The following is a 16,062-nucleotide window of genomic DNA, read 5'->3' on the forward strand; positions in this document are numbered from 1 at the left end:
GCTCAACTCAGGCCGAATTCTTCGCGGGCCTGGCGTGCCGCGCGCGCCGGTGCGTCGGCGATGCGCGTGTCGTCGTCGTGGTCCAACGACACCATGGCCATGGCATCTTCGCGCCGCTTGAGCAGCGTCCAGAATTCTCCGGCATCCGGATCGGCGCCGTCTTCTGCCGGCAGCAAGGCGTACATGGTCTTGTACATCAGGCTGAACGCAAAGAACAGCGCCAGCATGTCTGGCAGCACCAGCACGATGCGCGTGATGGCGTTGACGTTGGCCACCTGATCGTTGAACGCCGGGGTGTTGAACGGCGCCAGCACCATCTTGTAGTTGATGATGTAGTTCACGACGCCGGCACCGAGGTTCGTCACACCGATCATGAGCGCCGACTTCTTCATGGCGCTCAGCACCGTGGGCTCATCGAGCAGCCGGTTCATCTGCGCTTCGCGTTCGGGCGTGTCGGGCCCAAGCCCCTGCAGGGCAATGGCGCGCGTCACCGGCTTGCCGATCAAGGCCGATACGCCGAACACAAAAAACGCCAGGACGTAGCTGGCGCTGTCCTTGAAGGCGAACAGCGCGCCATCGACATACCAGAACGCCAGCGCGCCACGCATGATCGCCGAGCCGCCGCCGTACGTGGTGATGAAGTTGAAGCGGCGGCTGATGACCAGCAGGTCGAGCAATACCCACGCCACAGGCACCAAGGCAGCGGCGAGATACGCCTGCAGCGTCCCCAGCGGGGCGGTGCCGTACTTGAGGATCAGCACCGGTGCGACGGCACCGATGAGGATATCCAGCGTGAGCTTGAGCGACTTCGACATGAGCGTGGAATCTCGCTCCGGTGGCCCGGCGGTGGTACCCGGGCCTACCGAACTGCCCGGAACCTCAGCGTCGGGTGGACACCGGCAGCCCCAAGGCCCCATTGAGCCAGCGGACAAACGGCGTCATGGCCGCAAAGTGGCGCTTCAGTGTCTGCGGCAGCTTGGGGCTCGTGACCTCTTCCACGGACAGCTCACAACCGGCCGTGAACGACTGGTAGCGCAGCCAGTTGGCCGAGGGATGGTCGACCGTAAAACCGCGCGGAGGGCGAGTCAGCATTCCCTCGGTGTCCAGATCGCCAAACCGCCGACGAAATGCCTTGTCGGTGACCAGCTCCTCCCAGCCCTCCAGATCGTCCACCAGCGCCTGCCGGATCTTTGCCAGCGCCGGCCGCGGGGGCATCCAGATACCGCCGCCACAGAACGAGCCTTCGGGCGCCAGATGGAAGTAGAAGCCGGCGCCACCATGTGCCGCTTCGCCGCCCACGCCATGGCCTGCATCCCGATGAAAGAACCAGCAGGCCACGTGCGTCTTGTACGGCGACTTGTCCTTGCTGAACCGCACATCACGATGGATGCGGAACGCCGACTTTTTCGGTGACCCGATGATCTCCGGCGCAATCGACGCCAACTGGACATCCACTTCTTCGATAAGCTGCGCCAACGGCACCTTGAGATACTGCTCGTATTCGGCGCGATGCTCCTCGAACCACTCCTTGCGATTGTGTTTGGTCAAACCGCGCAGGAATGTGAACGCCTTTGGCGAGAACTGCGTGAATCCTTCCATCGGTCTCCCGCTGCTGGATTGGTGCCGCGTCAGGACATGCCCGACGACATCGATCGTGCGATATCGCTGTGGGACGTGATCGCCGGAAAGAGGAAGCTGAGAAACTGTCCCGTGCGTTCTCCCCAGGCGCGTTCATCGTGCAACGCCCCTTCGGCTTCCATGTAGTGCAGGTCTTCACCGACACGCCACCCGAGCCGCAACAGCATGCGATAGAGCAGTCGCGTGCCCCGCAACATGCGATGTTCGGCGGTGCCCACATCGAGCCAGATGCGCAGATCGGGGCGCCGGGCACCGGTGGTGGCAAGCTGCCGCACGATCCATCGGTCGTCCCACCACACACTCGGACTGAGCAGCCCCAGCTTGCCGAACACGGCGGAGTGCGTCAGTCCCAGATGCAGCGTGAGCAATCCGCCCAGCGAACTCCCTGCCAAACCCGTGTCGCGCGGACCACGCCGGGTGCGCCATTGGCGGTCGATCCACGGCTTGATCTCATACACCAGCATCTGTCCGTACCGATCCGCATCACCACCCGCGTCGTGCATGCTGTCGCGGGTGGGGGTGTACTCATCGATGCGCTCACGGCCGGCATTGCCGATCGCCACGATGATGATCGGTTCGATCACGCGTGCATGCATCAGGGCACGCGCTGTGGTATCGACCCCCCACTGCACCCCAAAGGGCGACATGGGCAGATCGTCGAATACGTTCTGCCCATCGTGCAGATACAGGACGGGATACCGACGATCCGGATGCTGATCATACTCCGGCGGCAGCATCACCGTCACATCGTGCGGATGTGACAGGAAACGCGACGTGATGCCGGCGAAATGCAACAACGAACCCGCGACCGTGGGGGTCGGCGGATTCGTGTCGTCGAGACCGGCGTGGACAGGGCGCTGCATGCGTGAATGCTAATGACTCACGGCGACAACGGCATACGACGTAGGGAGGGGGTGCGCGCCTCCCTACGCCTTGACCCGCCGCTAGACGACCCGGTCCGGCAATTCCCGTCCGGCCACAAAGGCCTCCACATTCGACAACGCGCGCATGCCCATGTTCGTGCGCGTTTCGATCGTCGCGCTGCCCAGGTGTGGCAGCAACACGGCGTTCTCCAGTGTCATCAACTCGGCCGTGACACGTGGCTCAAATTCGTACACATCGAGGCCCGCACCGGCGAGGCGGCCACTCTTGAGCGCGTCCACCAGCGCCGCTTCGTCGATCACGTCACCGCGCGCGGTGTTCACCAGGAACGCGTGCGACGGCATCTGGGCCAGCGTGGTCGCATTCATCAGGTGACGCGTTTCCGGCGTGGCCGGACAGTGCAGTGACACCACATCCGACTGGCCAAGCAGAGCTTCCAGCGACGCCACCCGCACGGCATCGGCCGGTCCGGCCGTGGAGGGATCATCAATGCGCGGATCACGCGGCGCGTGATAGATGATCTTCATGCCAAACGCATCGTGCGCCGCACGAGCCACCGCACGACCGATGCGACCGTAGCCGATGATGCCGAGCGTTTTGCCACGCAACGTGCGGCCCAGCATGAACGTGGGACGCAAACCGCCCCACGTACCGGTGCGCAGGTGCCGCTCGCCTTCGCCGAGGCGGCGCATCACCATCAGCATGAGGGCGATGGCCACATCGGCCGTGTCATCGGTCACGACATCGGGCGTATTGCTGACCATCAATCCCGCCGCACGTGCCGCTTCTTGCGCGATGTGATTCACGCCGACACCCACATTGGCGAGCAGCTTGGCGCGACGGTTGGGGGTCTCCAGCACCGACGGCAGCCACTTGTCGGTCACCGTGGTGACGACGATATCGGCATTCTGCAGCGCGGCGCTCAACTGCTCCGGCGTGAATGGGGTGTCGGTGGCATTGAACTCGGCATCGTACAGCTCCGTGATGCGCGCTTCCATCGGTGCCGGCATCTTGCGCGTGACAATCACGCGAGGACGGGACAGGCTCACGCGTTGCCTCCCACACGCCAGTGCTGCAGTGCGGCACCCACGCCGCTGCCAAGCGTCACGAGCACACCAGCATCCGCCAGTGCCATCTCCACACCGGCGAGTGCGCCGGCCAGTGTCAGTGCGTTCATATCTCCGAGATGTCCGATGCGGAACACCTTCCCCGCGACTTCGCTGAGCCCCGAGCCCAGAGCGATGTCGTAGCGGGTGAAGGCGAGGTCAATAACCGTGCGGGCGTCGATTCCCTCGGGAACCACGACCGCCGTGAGCGAATCCGACGCGATCTCCGGTCGACGCGCGCATTCGTGCAGCCCCCACGCCCGCACTGCTGCACGGACACCGGTGGCCAGTCGATGATGGCGCGCGACCACCTGATCCATGCCCTCATCGAGCAGCATGGTCAGCGCTTCATCCAACCCGTACAACAGCGACAGCGCCGGCGTGCTGGGGAAATATCCTTGCGCGTTGTTGGTGCGCATGGCGCGCAGATCGAAATACGCCCGTGGCATGGTGCAACTGTCCACGCGGGCCAGTGCCTTCTCACTCACGTAGAGAATGCCAAGGCCCGCCGGTAGCATGAACCCCTTCTGCGAACCGGTGATGGCGCAGTCCACTCCCCAGGCATCGAAACGGAAATCGAGACTGGCAATGGAGCTCACCCCGTCCACATACAACAGTGCCGGATGTTTCGCGCGATCCATCGCCGCGCGCACCGCAGCCACATCACTGGTCACGCCGGTGGCCGTTTCGTTGTGCACCAGCAACACACCCTGAATCTCGTGCGCGGTATCGGCGGCCAGCGCGGCTTCGATCTTCGCGGGATCGGCCGCTTCGCCCCACGGCTCCTCGATCACATCGACATGATGTCCGAGATTGCGCGCGGTCTGAATGAAGAGATGCGAAAACTGTCCGAAGCGGGGCGCGAGCAGTCGCGAGCCCGGGTTCAGCGTGTTCACCAGAGCGGCTTCCCACATGGCCGAGCCGGTGGCGGGAAAGACAAACGCCTCTCCCTTCGTCTGGTGCACCACCTGCGGCAGGCGCGAGAGGATCGATCGGGTCAGCGCCGGAAACGTGGCCGAACGGTGATCCTCCATCTGTCGATGCATCGCCCGTTGCAGGCGATCCGGAACCGGCGTCGGGCCGGGGATCTGCAGAAAATGACGTCCCGCCATGATGGTGCGAGGTCTCGCGGCTGAAGGGGAAAGAGCAGTGGGGCGGAGCGTCAACTGGCCGATGAACGATCCGCGGTATCGTCGCGCGGGTTCTCATCGTCGTCATCGTCATCCGCATCGGCCGTGCTGTCTTCGGCGCCGTCGTCATCACCATCGTCGGACACGTCATGCGATGACGCTTCGGCGGCATCGTCCGCCGCATCCTCGGGGGTGGCTTCGCTGGGATCGAGGACACGCAGGAGACGACGGCAGAGCCGTGTCAAACGCGCGCGCTGGTCTCCGCTCAGTTCCCGCATGAGGCTCACGATGGCGTCGGTGCGCGCCGGCGCCGCTTCGGCCAGCATCTTTCGGCCGTCGTCGGTGAGGTACACCGAGATGAAGCGTCGGTCGACCGCGTGCCGTTCACGACGCACCAACCCGCGTGATTCGAGCGCGTCGATGATGGCCGTCATCTGCGCTTTGCTGCGCCCCAGCGCCTCGGCCAGCTCCTGCTGGTGCACGGGACCACGCTGCTGGAGGGTGTCGAGCACCCCGTACTGCGACGCCGACAGACCGAACGGGTGGACAGCATCTTCCACGCGCGTGGCAGCCATCGTGGCGGCACGCTGCAGGGTGCCATACGCTTCGAGCGCGCGGCGCCGCTTCTTGTCGCCTTTGCTCATGCAGTCGGGGGTGAGGACACTGCGTATACGGAGACAGGGAACATCGTTCGGTAATGTACAGACCGTACACGCCCGGCGATTGGGCGGCGTGATGTTCGTGGCCAGCCGTACTGCGCCGGCGCTGGACCGTATCGATATGGTCTTCCGACACCCCTCATTGGCGCGTGCACAGCAAAACGCCCGCCGCTCCGGTGGTTCGGAACGTGCGGGCGTCACCATGATGCCGAGTGGGACCCATTCGAGCGCGAGCATCACGCGCCCGGATGGCACCGCAGGGGCATCAGCTATTGAAGGCGAAGATCTGGCGGGACTCTTCGTGCGTCAGCACCCAGATGGAATAGGCGCCAAACGCGGTGCCGAAGGGCCACTTGAAGAGGCGGAAGGCCGAGACCGCAAGGATCACGTAGCGCGCCCACTGCTGATGATTGAGCAGCGCGAAGCCGGCGATGAGTCCAAACAGGCTGAACAGGCCAATCACGGTGGCCGCGAGCAGTCCGGTCACGGTGCCCACCACCACGATGAGCGGATTGAACGTGGCCAGCGAACCGAAGATGCCACTGAACAGCACGCCGGCCGCGACCAGCATGCCGAGTGCGCTGTACAGGAGGTTGACGAGTCCGACAATCTTGATGTGCGTGCGCACGATGGAGCTCCGGTAAAGGGACGTGCAACATCGTACGGCTCGGGTCGGCCCAGGGATTCAGCCGGGGACACGTTCAGCCAAAATCGGTGGGACAAGGCGTGCCTGTGCCGTCGCTCAGGCGCTCCGACGCCGACCGTCCACCAGACTGACCAGCGCCACACCACCCACGATCACGCTCATGGCGATCCAGGCCAGACTGGGCAGACGCTCACCTCCCAGGGCGACGCCGAGCAGCACGGCCACCACCGGGTTCACGTAGGCATACGTGCCCACCGCGGTGGGGCTGGCCACCTTGAGCAGCCACATATAAGTGCTGAAGCCGATCAGTGAACCAAAAGTCGCCAGGTAGAGCAACGACAGCAGCGATGCCGTCGACACGCTCTCCGGGCTGACCCGCTGCCATTCGCCCAGCACCAGGGACAGCACCAGCATGCAGGCGCCGCCGATGAGCATCTGCATGGCGATGGCCAGGGCGGCCGAAGAGGACTGTTTGGCCGTGCGCGAATACAGCGACCCCACGGTCCATGACAGCGCACCGGTGGCCAGCACAGCGGCCCCGATGGGATCGACGGCGGCCTGACGTTCACCGCCCACTGGCAAGACGAGCAGTCCTACGCCCACCAGCCCAATGGCCACACCGATCACCTGCGCGAGACGCGGTGGGCGCCCCTGCCAGGCTTCGCACAACACCAGCCAGAGCGGCACGGTGGCCACGATCACCGAGGTGAGTCCCGAATTGACCCGCTGACTGGCCCACGAGACCGCGCCGTTGCCGACAAACAGCAGCAAGGCGCCGATGACAGCCGAGGCGCGCCATTCAGGGAGCGTGGGTCGCGGTGCCCCGCGCGCGCGCATGAAGGCATAGAGCGCCCCGCCAGCCAACAGGAAACGCGCCGCTCCCATCACGAACGGCGGAATGGTGGCTACGCCCCATTTGATGGCGAGATACGTCGAGCCCCACACCACATAGATGATCAGAAACCCGCCCACCAACTGCCAGCGCGGCACAACCGGCGCCGTGGTGTCGGGGGTCTGTGTTGGTGTACTCACGGCGATTCCGGCAAAGCGTGTGACGCGGCCCCTCGACGCAGGGCGCGCAACGTGGCATCACCGGCCGCGAGCCCACCGATGAGGATGTAGAGATAGAAGGTGTAAAAGCGCCACCAGAGCAACGCGGCCGCAAACATCGACACCGGAATGGCATCGGACAGGGTGGCGGCAAACGCGCCTTCGATGAATCCACCACCGCCGGGCGCCGGCACGACCACGCCACCGTAGAATAGCGCCAGGGGCCAGAGCACCAATGGTGCGAGTGAGTCCATCGTCAGCGCGAGCGTGGGATCCCCCACGAAGACCAGAATGGGCAGCGTGGCCACCTTGAACAGCACGTGCAGCACCGAGCCGGTGAACGCCAACAGCATCAGACCGGGCTTGGCGTGTCGCAGCGCGTGCACCGCGCCACGCAGACCACGCAGCATGTGCTGGATGGTGCGCCACCGCCCGGCGTGCAGTCCGATACGACGGGCCCAGGCAGGAGGCGGACCATGGGCATTGCGCCGCGACAGCACGAGTCCAATGGCGCCGACGGTCAACACGAATACGCTGTAGCCACCCACCAGCCCCAGAAGACCGGTGGTCGAGGCACCGCGCCCGCGGAACAGCACCGCGAGCACGACACACACCAGCGCCAGCGACCACATCTCGAGAAAAAGCTCGAGGAACAGCACCAACACCCGCGACGCCGGCGGGGTCCCACTCTCGGCCAGTACCAGAAATCGTGCCGGCTCGGCGCCCGAACGGGCCGGCGTGATGGCCGCCGCAAAGTCGCCGGCCAGGCACACCCGCAGCGCGGTGCCAAATGTGAGAGGAATGCCGCAGCTCCGGGCCGACGCCTGGATCTTGAGGGCGCGCGTGATGATCTCCGCCGTCACCGTGGCCAGCGCGGCGGCGTGCACCGGCCAGGCCAGCCAGGGCATGCCGGTGGCCGGCCAATGTCCGGCAACGACATAGGCCGACACCCCGAGCATCAACACGAACGACAGGGCCGTCACAAGCCAGCGTTGCCAGGTCATGCCGCAAGATAGCCGCGCTCGCTGGCGCTCCCCACCGCGACGCTGTCGATTAGCGCAGACCGTTACCTCCCTCCGCTCTCACTGAACATGCGCGATCCGTTCTCCTCGCTGTCCCGCCGGCAATGGCTGCAGGCGGGCCTCGGCCTTGGCGCCACAGCGGCCCTGCCCGGACTGCTCCCGGCCCTCGAAGCCACGCGTGTACTGGGTGGCGTCTCGTACGCCGAATTGCTGCATCGCCTCGAACAGGACGCGACCACTGCACGACGCGCCGCTGGTCCGGTGCGGCTGATGTACAACGAGAATCCGTACGGCATGTCGCCGAAGGCAAAAGACGCACTCATGAACAGTTGGTCGGAGCACGGCTGGTATGATCCGCCGATCCGTCAGCAGGCGCGGGACACGTTTGCCGCGCACGTGGGTGTGCCGCCGGAGTATGTGATGGTGACGCAGGGGTCGAGCGAAGTACTGGCCATGCTGGCCATTGCCTACGGTGCAGAGGGCGGCGAGATCGTGGTGCCCCACCCCACGTTCGAAGACCTGCCGCGCTACGCCTCCACGCTCAAGGCCACCGTGCGCCAGGTGCCGCTCGACGATCGCATGGATCACGACTTTTATGCGATGGACGCAAAGATCGGCAACGGCACGAAGCTGGTGTTCGTGTGCAATCCCAACAATCCGACCGCCACGCTGCACGACGACGCGACGGTCCGTGATTTTGTGACCACCACGGCCAAACGAACGCCGGTGATCGTGGATGAAGCGTACATCGATTTTGTGGACGTGCCGGGCCATCGATCAATGATCGATCTGGTGCTCAAGGGCGAATCGGTGATCGTATCACGCACGGCCAGCAAGATTCACGGTCTGGCCGGACTGCGCGTGGGTTTTGTGGTGGCACGCCCCGACATCATTGCGCGTCTCGACCGCTACAAGACCGGTGACCCGAACGTGTTCGGGTTGCACGCCGCCACGGCGTCCCTGCGCGATACGGAATACCAGACATTCGTGAAGCAGAAGAACCGCGAAGGGCGCACCATGCTGCTGGATGCGCTGCGTTCGGCGGGACGCAAGGCGACCGTTTCGCAGACCAACTTCGTGTTCTTCCACGCTGGCAAGCCGACGGCCGATGTGCAGAAGTACTTCCTGCAGCAAGGGTTTGCAGTGGGTCGTGCATTTCCCCCTTACACCGACTGGTGTCGTGTGAGCATCGGCACGCCCGACGAAATGAAGGCGTTCGTGAAGGTACTGCCGGGGGCGTTTGCGTAGGGCGGGACGAAGAAGAGCCACAAAGGGACTACTGCAAAGGGCAACCGCGTTGCGCTGCTGCGCAGCGCGGAAAACCGCATGAATTGAAGGGAACACAGCAGGTCGCCTGGCGCGTGCATGAAAAGACTCTGAAGCGATCAGGTTTTTTTGCATAAGAATTGAACAGCGAACTGATAGCCATTCCCTTCTTTTCATTCATGCTTTGTTCCGCGCTGCGCAGCAGCGCAACGCGGTTACCCTTTCCGTTGCTCTTTGCAGTTGCCCTTTGCGGTCCCAGCGCCCCTACTGCCCTCTTGGCTTGGCGCGCCGCGTGGGGACGGCCGTGAGTGGATCATCAGGCCAAGGGTGCCGCGGATAGCGTCCGCGCAGCTCTTTGCGCACTTCGAAGTAGCTACCCTTCCAGAAGCCGGCGAGATCACGCGTCACCTGCACCGGTCGTTGTGCCGGTGACAGCAGGTGCATGGTGAGTGGCACCCGTCCATCGAACAATGTGGGCGTGGTGGTCCAGCCGAAACACTCCTGCAGCTTCACGGCCAGCACCGGCGCCTCGGTGTCGTGGTAGTCCACGGCAATGCGCGAGCCGCTGGGGACTTCGATGTGGGTCGGTGCAAGGCGATCGAGTGCCGCGCGTTGCGACCAGGGCACCAGCGACGCCAACGCCTCGTGCCAGTCCAGCGATTCGAGCTGAGACCAGTTGCGCACGTTTTCGAGGAAGGGACCAAGCCATTCCTCGAGTGACACCAGCAGCGCGTCGTCGGACACGTCGGGCCACGACACATCCTGACGATGCAGGAACATCAATCGTTCGCGCAGCCGCGTCGCGCCATCCGACCACGGCCACGCATCCACTCCGATGCGCTGGAGGTGTGTGATGAGCGCGGCCCGCACGGTATCGGCCGCCACATCACGCCACGGCTTTTCCTCGAGCACGAGCGCGCCGAGTGTGGTGCGCAGTGTCGCGCGGACCGACCGCGTGGTGTCGTCCCACCAGGCGCGTGGTTCACGCACGTACTGCTCGGAAAAATCGGCCGTGATCTCCTCGAGGGTGATCGGCGCGGCACGCACGATGCGATACTCGGGCGGCTGGCCTTCCAGTTCGGCGATGGCCAGCCAAGGCGCATCGTGCAATCCGTCGCGTTTCTCCAGGATCGCACCACTGCCGTTGCGCATCAGATAGCGCGGCTCCGGACCACTGCGTCGCTGCGCCACCCGATCGGGAAATGCCAAGGCCAGCAGCGCACCGATATCGTCGTCCGACCACGGCGCCTTGGCGTCGACGGCACCAAAGTCTCCGCGCCGGAGCAGGTCCTGCATGCTCTGCCGCGCACGACGCGTCGCATCTCGATCGACACTGGCTCCGAACAGCCCGGCCGATGTGCCCCCGTCGCCATCACGACGGAGCAACTCGGTGCGCAATCGCAGGTCGGCCGGTGGCCGTCCGCCGTCGGCACGCAGCACATCGCGTTCCTCCAGCAGCGCCGCGATAGCCGCACCGGCCATTGTTTCACCACGCGTGGCCGCCATGAGCAGCAGATGCGCGAGGCGTGGTGCGAGTGGCATGGAAGCCATGCGCTTGCCATGCGGCGTGATACGTCCCTGTGCATCGAGGGCCCCCAGTTGTGTCAGCAGCGCGCGTGCCGCCGCAAACGGCGCGGCTTTTGGCGCGTCGAGCCACCGCAACTGCAATGGGTCACCGATGCCGGCATCCGCCAGCTCCAGCGCCAACGACGACAGATCGGCGTCGACAATCTCGGGACGGGTCGCAGCGGGCATCACATGTTCTTCGTGCACGTCCCACAGCCGATAGCAACTGCCAGGAGCGGTGCGCCCGGCACGTCCTCGGCGTTGATCGGCCGACGCGCGACTCACCCGCACCGTGTGCAGTCGCGTCAGTCCTGCGGCGGCATCGAAACGCGGAATGCGCGACAGCCCGACATCGATCACCACCCGCACGCCTTCCACCGTCAGACTGGTTTCGGCGATGCTCGTGCTCAACACGACCTTGCGCCACCCCGAAGGAGCTGGCGCGAGCGCGGCATCCTGCTCGGCCAGCGGCATGCTGCCATGCAGCACGTGCACATGCACTCGCGCGAGATCCTGACCGCCCTGCAGGCGTTCCGCCACCCGCCGTTGCTCACCGGCCCCTGGCAGGAATACCAGCACATCACCCTCGGTGTCCTGCAGCGCTTCCCGAATCACGCGACTGGTCGTGGCCTCCACGCGTTCGTCGGCTCGCGATGCCCGATGGTGTGTGGTGACCGGGAACATGCGACCAGCACTGCGCACCACGGGCGCTGCCCCGCCGGCATCGGCAATGAGCGCCGCGACCGCATCCCCATCGAGCGTGGCCGACATGACGAGCACGCGCAGCTCGGCGCGGAGCTGTTGCTGGGTCTCCAGCACCAGCGCGAGCCCCAAATCAGCGTGCAGCGAGCGCTCATGGAACTCGTCAAAAATCACCGCACCATAGCCATCGAGCGTGGCATCGGCCGACAGCAGACGCGCGAGCACCCCTTCAGTGACCACTTCAATGCGTGTACGAGCCGAGACGCGTGTTTCGCCGCGCACCCGATATCCAACCGTGCCGCCTACGGATTCTCCGCACTGACGGGCCATGTATGTGGCGGCGGCCCGGGCCGCGAGCCGGCGCGGCTCCAGCATGACGATGCGCTGCGTGCCAAGCCACGACGTATCGAGCAAGGCCAGTGGCACTCGTGTGGTCTTGCCGGCACCGGGTGGTGCTTCCAGTACGGCCACGGCACGCTGCTGCAACGCAGCCAGGAGTTCCGGAAGCGCGCTGTCGATAGGCAGGGGCGTGAGCTGGCGCGACACCGTGTTTGTCGGGTGCTCAGTACGAGTGTTCAGTGCGGAAGCACAGCGCCAATTCAGCGCCGACGTCGCGTGGCGCCATCGAGCTGTTGCAGCAACCATTGCTGCGCACGTTCCACCACATCGTCAGCGCCAGTGCGAAATGCTCGCGCCGTCATGCGCGCTTCCACCACCGGCGTGATGCCCACACGCTGCCACTGCGCGCCATCGGCACGACGCAACTCCGCCGCCGGAATGCCGATGCTCAACTGCCCCGGCAGTCCCAGACGTACCGGTTCCACCGGAGAACCTGCCGTGGTGCTGCCTACGAATGTCACGTCGGTCGTGGCTTCGAGCGCCATGGCGAGGCGCTCCATGGTACCCGATGTGCGCTCATCGAGCAGCGCGACCAGGCGACCCGCGTAGTGTCCAGTCGTATCGCCGCGACTCACCCGCGCGCGCATCTCGCGTTCATCCGCACACTGCTGTGTGGCCTCACGCAGCGACGCCACCAGGCACGGTGCGCTCTGATAGCGGTGCAACTCGCGCGCCGTCACGGCGACTGGGCGGGCACGGACTGCCGACAGAATCCGCGCAAACACCGCACTCGTATCGGGCAGCGCTCCACGCAGATCGAGAATCCAGGCGCGCGCATTGCGATGCTGCGCCAGCTCCGGTCCCACCGTCTGCTCGGTGAGCCGGTTCACATCGATGTACACGATGCCCGACGAAAGCGCACGCGACGAAGCCTGCCATGGCCGCTCGATGGTGGCCAGCAGGGGCACATGGCTCTCTCGGCGTGGCACATCGATCTGCCGCTCACGACCCGACATGTCCCGCACCCGAAACAGCGCGCGTCCCGGTGGACCGTATGGCAACTGTTGCATCAGTTGATGCATGCGACTCCAGTCATTCGGTGCGGCCACGCGACCACGGTGTTCCAGAATCCAGGCTGGCAGCGGGAAACCATCCGCCGCGGTGACCTCGAGTCCGGGTTCCAGTCCCAAGGTCTGCGTATCGGCATCACGGACCACATCGGTGATCAGGGCCCGACCATCCACCCAACGTACGCGGAAGGGGACACTGGCCACACCGCGCACCGAATCGGCCGATGCACCTGTGAGGTGCACCTGCGCATCGTCGAATACACTCACAAATCCCGTGAGCGCCGCCGCGTATTCATGGGCGTATCGGGCGGCTTCGAGCTTCGGAATCGCGCGCTCGAAGGCGATGTCGATGTCTTCATCGTACAGATCACGATGCGCATGCCGCGCCCGCATCGCACTCCACAGACGTGCCGCACCCAGCACCCGCGCACCCATGTACGGATACGGATCAGTGTCGTAGTAGCTGGGCAACACCGCCGGCGAGCGCACCACGGGCATACGCGAGGCCCGTACACTGCGGCCCGTGCGCAACAACTGCAGCGCCGCGCGCATGGCCGGCACACTGTCCGCCGCCACACCCGATGCGGCCAGCGCCACCGTGGTATCGGCCAGCACACCACTGCTGCCGTCCACGTGTACCACTTCGCCCGTGCGAATGCGCACGGCAAGCCCCTGACCGATACCCACCTGCACGCTGGGTACGAGGGCGTCATCGCGCAGCGGGCCTTCGCCAATCAGTGTACCACGCCCTGTCGCGATCAGACCCAGCACGGCACGAGGCAACACCGTCCCCGCACTGGCGATCACCATCACGCGCTTCGGAGTGGTACTGCGCGCCACCACCAATACACCATCACGGCCGAGCCACGAATCGTCGTAGGTCCAGGTACCCTGCACATCCCGCGCGCCACCCACCCGGCGCACACGGACCGTACTGCGGGAGAACGGCACGGTAGCCAGGCGTTCACCCAACTCCATCCGAGCGATGAACGCGTCGAGGCTGTCCGGATCGGCAGCCGGGCCACTGGTGCGCAAATCCAGCACCACGCGGGCAGGTGCGCTGACCAACGCGTCCCGCAGCGCCACTTCAGCGCGCGAGGAATAGCGGGTGGCGGTGGGCATCGTCACCACCAAAATGCTGTCGGCGGTGCGCTCGACCGAGATCTCACCAGCGGCCACATCAGCCGCACTCCCACGATCGGCCGTGCCAGCCGCCTGCAGCGGTTCGACCCGCGTGAGGGGATCGTTGAGTGCGGCCAGAAACCGGGCGTAGGCCACCTGCAACAGCGCGGGATCCTGCGCCCGCCGCACCAAGGTCACCGCACGGATGAATGCCGAATCGAAGGGCGCGCCGCGCACCGCCACCGCGGGATGATGCAGCGACACGAGGTGCCACACGTGTGTGAGCTGCACCAGACGCGCCACACCCGCCGAATCTGATGCTGCTGGATCGGGCTCGGGATCGGCCGGCGCATCGGGCATGCTGACACGAGGCGTTTCGATCGGCCGTTCGATCAGCTCGGTCGATGGGCCGGCCGGCGTGGCAGACTTGCCGAGTGCACCACCCAATGGCTGGCACGCGGCCAGTGTCAGGAACGCCGTGGCGCACAGCAGCCGTGGAAGCGCTCGCGGGAATACTCGCGGAAGCGGGTACCGCGCTGGGGCTGGTCGCAGATCGCGAAGTGGCATATTGCCTAAGATACTCCACTGTCCGGATCTGCCACCTGCCTCCGCTCATGTCTGAATCGTCTGCCGCTTCGTCGACGGGTTCCTCCGCCACCGCGCGACTCTATTACGACGACGCCACCCTGGCTCGTTTCAGTGCCACCGTGACCGGCGTCGCTGGCGATGGACGGATCGTCTATCTCGATCGCTCGGCGTTCTATCCCACATCGGGCGGACAGCCACACGACCTGGGATGGCTGGCGGATATTTCCGTGGTGGATGTGGTGGACGAAGACGAACGTGTGGCGCATCACCTGGCCGAACCGCTGGGGCTGCCGATTGGCGCGATGGTAGTGGGGTTGGTGGATATGGCACGCCGCTTTGATCACATGCAGCAGCATACCGGGCAGCACCTGCTGTCAGCGCTGATGGCTGATCGGTACGGATGGCCCACCGTCAGTGTGCACTTCGGCGACATCACTTCCACGGTGGATGTGGCGGCGGCCGAGGTGACACCGGCGCAGTTGATCGAGATCGAGCAGCGGGCCAACGCGCTGGCACTCGACAATCTCGAAGTATCGGTGAGCTATGAAGACGCTGAAACGGCGTCGGGGCTGCGCAAGGCCAGTGATCGATCGGGCACGCTGCGCATCGTGACCATCGACGGACTCGATCGCAGTGCCTGTGGTGGCACACATGTGGCGCGCACGGCGGAAATCGGCGCCGTGTTGTTGCGCCGCGCCGAACGCACCCGCGGGCATACACGCATCGAGTTTGTTTGCGGACATCGTGCGGTGCAACGCGCACGACTCGACGCGGATCTGCTCACGCGGGCTGCACGACCGCTGTCGGCCGCACCCCACGACGTGCCGGCACTGGTCGAACAGATGCAGCAGCGTCTGCAGGATCTCGAACGGGAGCTCAAGCGCACCACGCTCGCACTCGCGGCGCACGACGCACTCGCGCATTGGAATGCCGCCATACCCGACGCCAACGGTGTGCGCCGTGTGCGTCTCACCGTGAATGGTGCGGTGAAAGACTCCGAAGCCCTGGCCCAACAACTCACCGCGCGCGGTGGTTGTGTGGTGTTGGTGACAAGCGCCACGGTGGGTGGAGTACTGCTCGCAACGGCCGACGATGTGTCCATCGACGCGGGGCAGCAACTCCGCGCCGCATTGCAATCCGTCGGCGGCCGTGGTGGTGGTTCTCCGCGTGTCGCGCAGGGAGCCGTCCCCGGCGGCAGCGATGGGAATGCGCATCTGCGCGAAACCCTGGACGCGGTCGCCCGTATGCTCGGGTTCTAGCCGACGCGCGCCGTCCT

The 16,062-nt window shown here is 65.3% G+C and carries 13 protein-coding genes; 2 read left to right on the forward strand and 11 right to left on the reverse strand.

From position 1 onward, the window contains the following. Positions 1-2: 2 nt before the first annotated feature. The 9 genes from GAU_RS19335 to GAU_RS19375 form a co-directional block, all read right to left on the reverse strand. Positions 3-815, reverse strand: a complete 813-nt coding sequence (locus GAU_RS19335; protein ID WP_015895600.1) for a VC0807 family protein — start codon at positions 813-815, stop codon at positions 3-5. Between the two features lie 64 nt (positions 816-879). Continuing rightward, positions 880-1,599 carry a DUF2461 domain-containing protein gene (locus GAU_RS19340; protein WP_015895601.1) on the reverse strand — a complete coding sequence of 240 codons (720 nt, stop codon included), beginning with the start codon at positions 1,597-1,599 and terminating at the stop codon, positions 880-882. 29 nt (positions 1,600-1,628) lie between these two features. Beyond that, positions 1,629-2,501, reverse strand: coding sequence for an alpha/beta hydrolase (locus tag GAU_RS19345; RefSeq protein WP_015895602.1), 873 nt, complete (start codon positions 2,499-2,501; stop codon positions 1,629-1,631). Positions 2,502-2,582: 81 nt separating this feature from the next. Further along, a complete protein-coding gene (locus GAU_RS19350) occupies positions 2,583-3,569 on the reverse strand; it encodes a 2-hydroxyacid dehydrogenase (protein ID WP_015895603.1) in 987 nt (328 codons plus the stop codon). After that, a complete protein-coding gene (locus tag GAU_RS19355; protein ID WP_015895604.1) occupies positions 3,566-4,738 on the reverse strand; it encodes an aminotransferase class V-fold PLP-dependent enzyme in 1,173 nt (390 codons plus the stop codon). The genes GAU_RS19350 and GAU_RS19355 overlap by 4 nt, the downstream gene beginning before the upstream one ends. A 50-nt stretch (positions 4,739-4,788) precedes the next feature. Further along, a complete protein-coding gene (locus tag GAU_RS19360) occupies positions 4,789-5,400 on the reverse strand; it encodes a MarR family winged helix-turn-helix transcriptional regulator (RefSeq protein ID WP_015895605.1) in 612 nt (203 codons plus the stop codon). Positions 5,401-5,680: 280 nt separating this feature from the next. After that, positions 5,681-6,043, reverse strand: a complete 363-nt coding sequence (locus tag GAU_RS19365; protein WP_015895606.1) for a hypothetical protein — start codon at positions 6,041-6,043, stop codon at positions 5,681-5,683. 114 nt (positions 6,044-6,157) lie between these two features. Further along, on the reverse strand, positions 6,158-7,093 hold the full coding sequence (gene yedA, locus GAU_RS19370; protein ID WP_015895607.1) for a drug/metabolite exporter YedA: 936 nt from the start codon (positions 7,091-7,093) through the stop codon (positions 6,158-6,160). Next, complete coding sequence (locus GAU_RS19375; protein ID WP_015895608.1) at positions 7,090-8,115, reverse strand: lysylphosphatidylglycerol synthase transmembrane domain-containing protein; 1,026 nt, start codon at positions 8,113-8,115, stop codon at positions 7,090-7,092. The genes yedA and GAU_RS19375 overlap by 4 nt, the downstream gene beginning before the upstream one ends. 87 nt (positions 8,116-8,202) lie before the next feature. Here GAU_RS19375 and GAU_RS19380 point away from each other — a divergent pair, with 87 nt between their 5' ends. Continuing rightward, entirely contained in the window at positions 8,203-9,381 is a 1,179-nt protein-coding gene (locus GAU_RS19380) for a pyridoxal phosphate-dependent aminotransferase (protein WP_015895609.1), read from the forward strand. 282 nt (positions 9,382-9,663) lie between these two features. Here GAU_RS19380 and hrpB read toward each other — a convergent pair whose 3' ends face one another. Together hrpB and GAU_RS19390 are read right to left on the reverse strand one after the other, a co-directional pair. Continuing rightward, positions 9,664-12,213 (reverse strand): ATP-dependent helicase HrpB, encoded by a 2,550-nt coding sequence (gene hrpB, locus GAU_RS19385; protein ID WP_015895610.1) that lies wholly within the window; start codon positions 12,211-12,213, stop codon positions 9,664-9,666. Positions 12,214-12,266: 53 nt separating this feature from the next. Continuing rightward, a complete protein-coding gene (locus tag GAU_RS19390; protein WP_015895611.1) occupies positions 12,267-14,765 on the reverse strand; it encodes a S41 family peptidase in 2,499 nt (832 codons plus the stop codon). Positions 14,766-14,812: 47 nt separating this feature from the next. Between GAU_RS19390 and GAU_RS21500 the strand changes: the two genes are divergently transcribed. Then, on the forward strand, positions 14,813-16,045 hold the full coding sequence (locus GAU_RS21500; protein WP_015895612.1) for an alanyl-tRNA editing protein: 1,233 nt from the start codon (positions 14,813-14,815) through the stop codon (positions 16,043-16,045). Positions 16,046-16,062 lie beyond the last annotated feature (17 nt).

The organism is Gemmatimonas aurantiaca T-27 (genome assembly GCF_000010305.1).
GTDB lineage: Bacteria > Gemmatimonadota > Gemmatimonadetes > Gemmatimonadales > Gemmatimonadaceae > Gemmatimonas > Gemmatimonas aurantiaca.

Excerpts from the sequence above, each read along its gene's own strand:
- GAU_RS19335 (WP_015895600.1), bottom strand. The coding sequence starts at position 815 with ATGTCGAAGTCGCTCAAGCTCACGCTGGATATCCTCATCGGTGCCGTC.
- GAU_RS19340 (WP_015895601.1), bottom strand. The coding sequence starts at position 1,599 with ATGGAAGGATTCACGCAGTTCTCGCCAAAGGCGTTCACATTCCTGCGC.
- GAU_RS19345 (WP_015895602.1), bottom strand. The coding sequence starts at position 2,501 with ATGCAGCGCCCTGTCCACGCCGGTCTCGACGACACGAATCCGCCGACC.
- GAU_RS19355 (WP_015895604.1), bottom strand. The coding sequence starts at position 4,738 with ATGGCGGGACGTCATTTTCTGCAGATCCCCGGCCCGACGCCGGTTCCG.
- GAU_RS19360 (WP_015895605.1), bottom strand. The coding sequence starts at position 5,400 with ATGAGCAAAGGCGACAAGAAGCGGCGCCGCGCGCTCGAAGCGTATGGC.
- GAU_RS19375 (WP_015895608.1), bottom strand. The coding sequence starts at position 8,115 with ATGACCTGGCAACGCTGGCTTGTGACGGCCCTGTCGTTCGTGTTGATG.
- GAU_RS19380 (WP_015895609.1), top strand. The coding sequence starts at position 8,203 with ATGCGCGATCCGTTCTCCTCGCTGTCCCGCCGGCAATGGCTGCAGGCG.
- GAU_RS19390 (WP_015895611.1), bottom strand. The coding sequence starts at position 14,765 with ATGCCACTTCGCGATCTGCGACCAGCCCCAGCGCGGTACCCGCTTCCG.
- GAU_RS21500 (WP_015895612.1), top strand. The coding sequence starts at position 14,813 with ATGTCTGAATCGTCTGCCGCTTCGTCGACGGGTTCCTCCGCCACCGCG.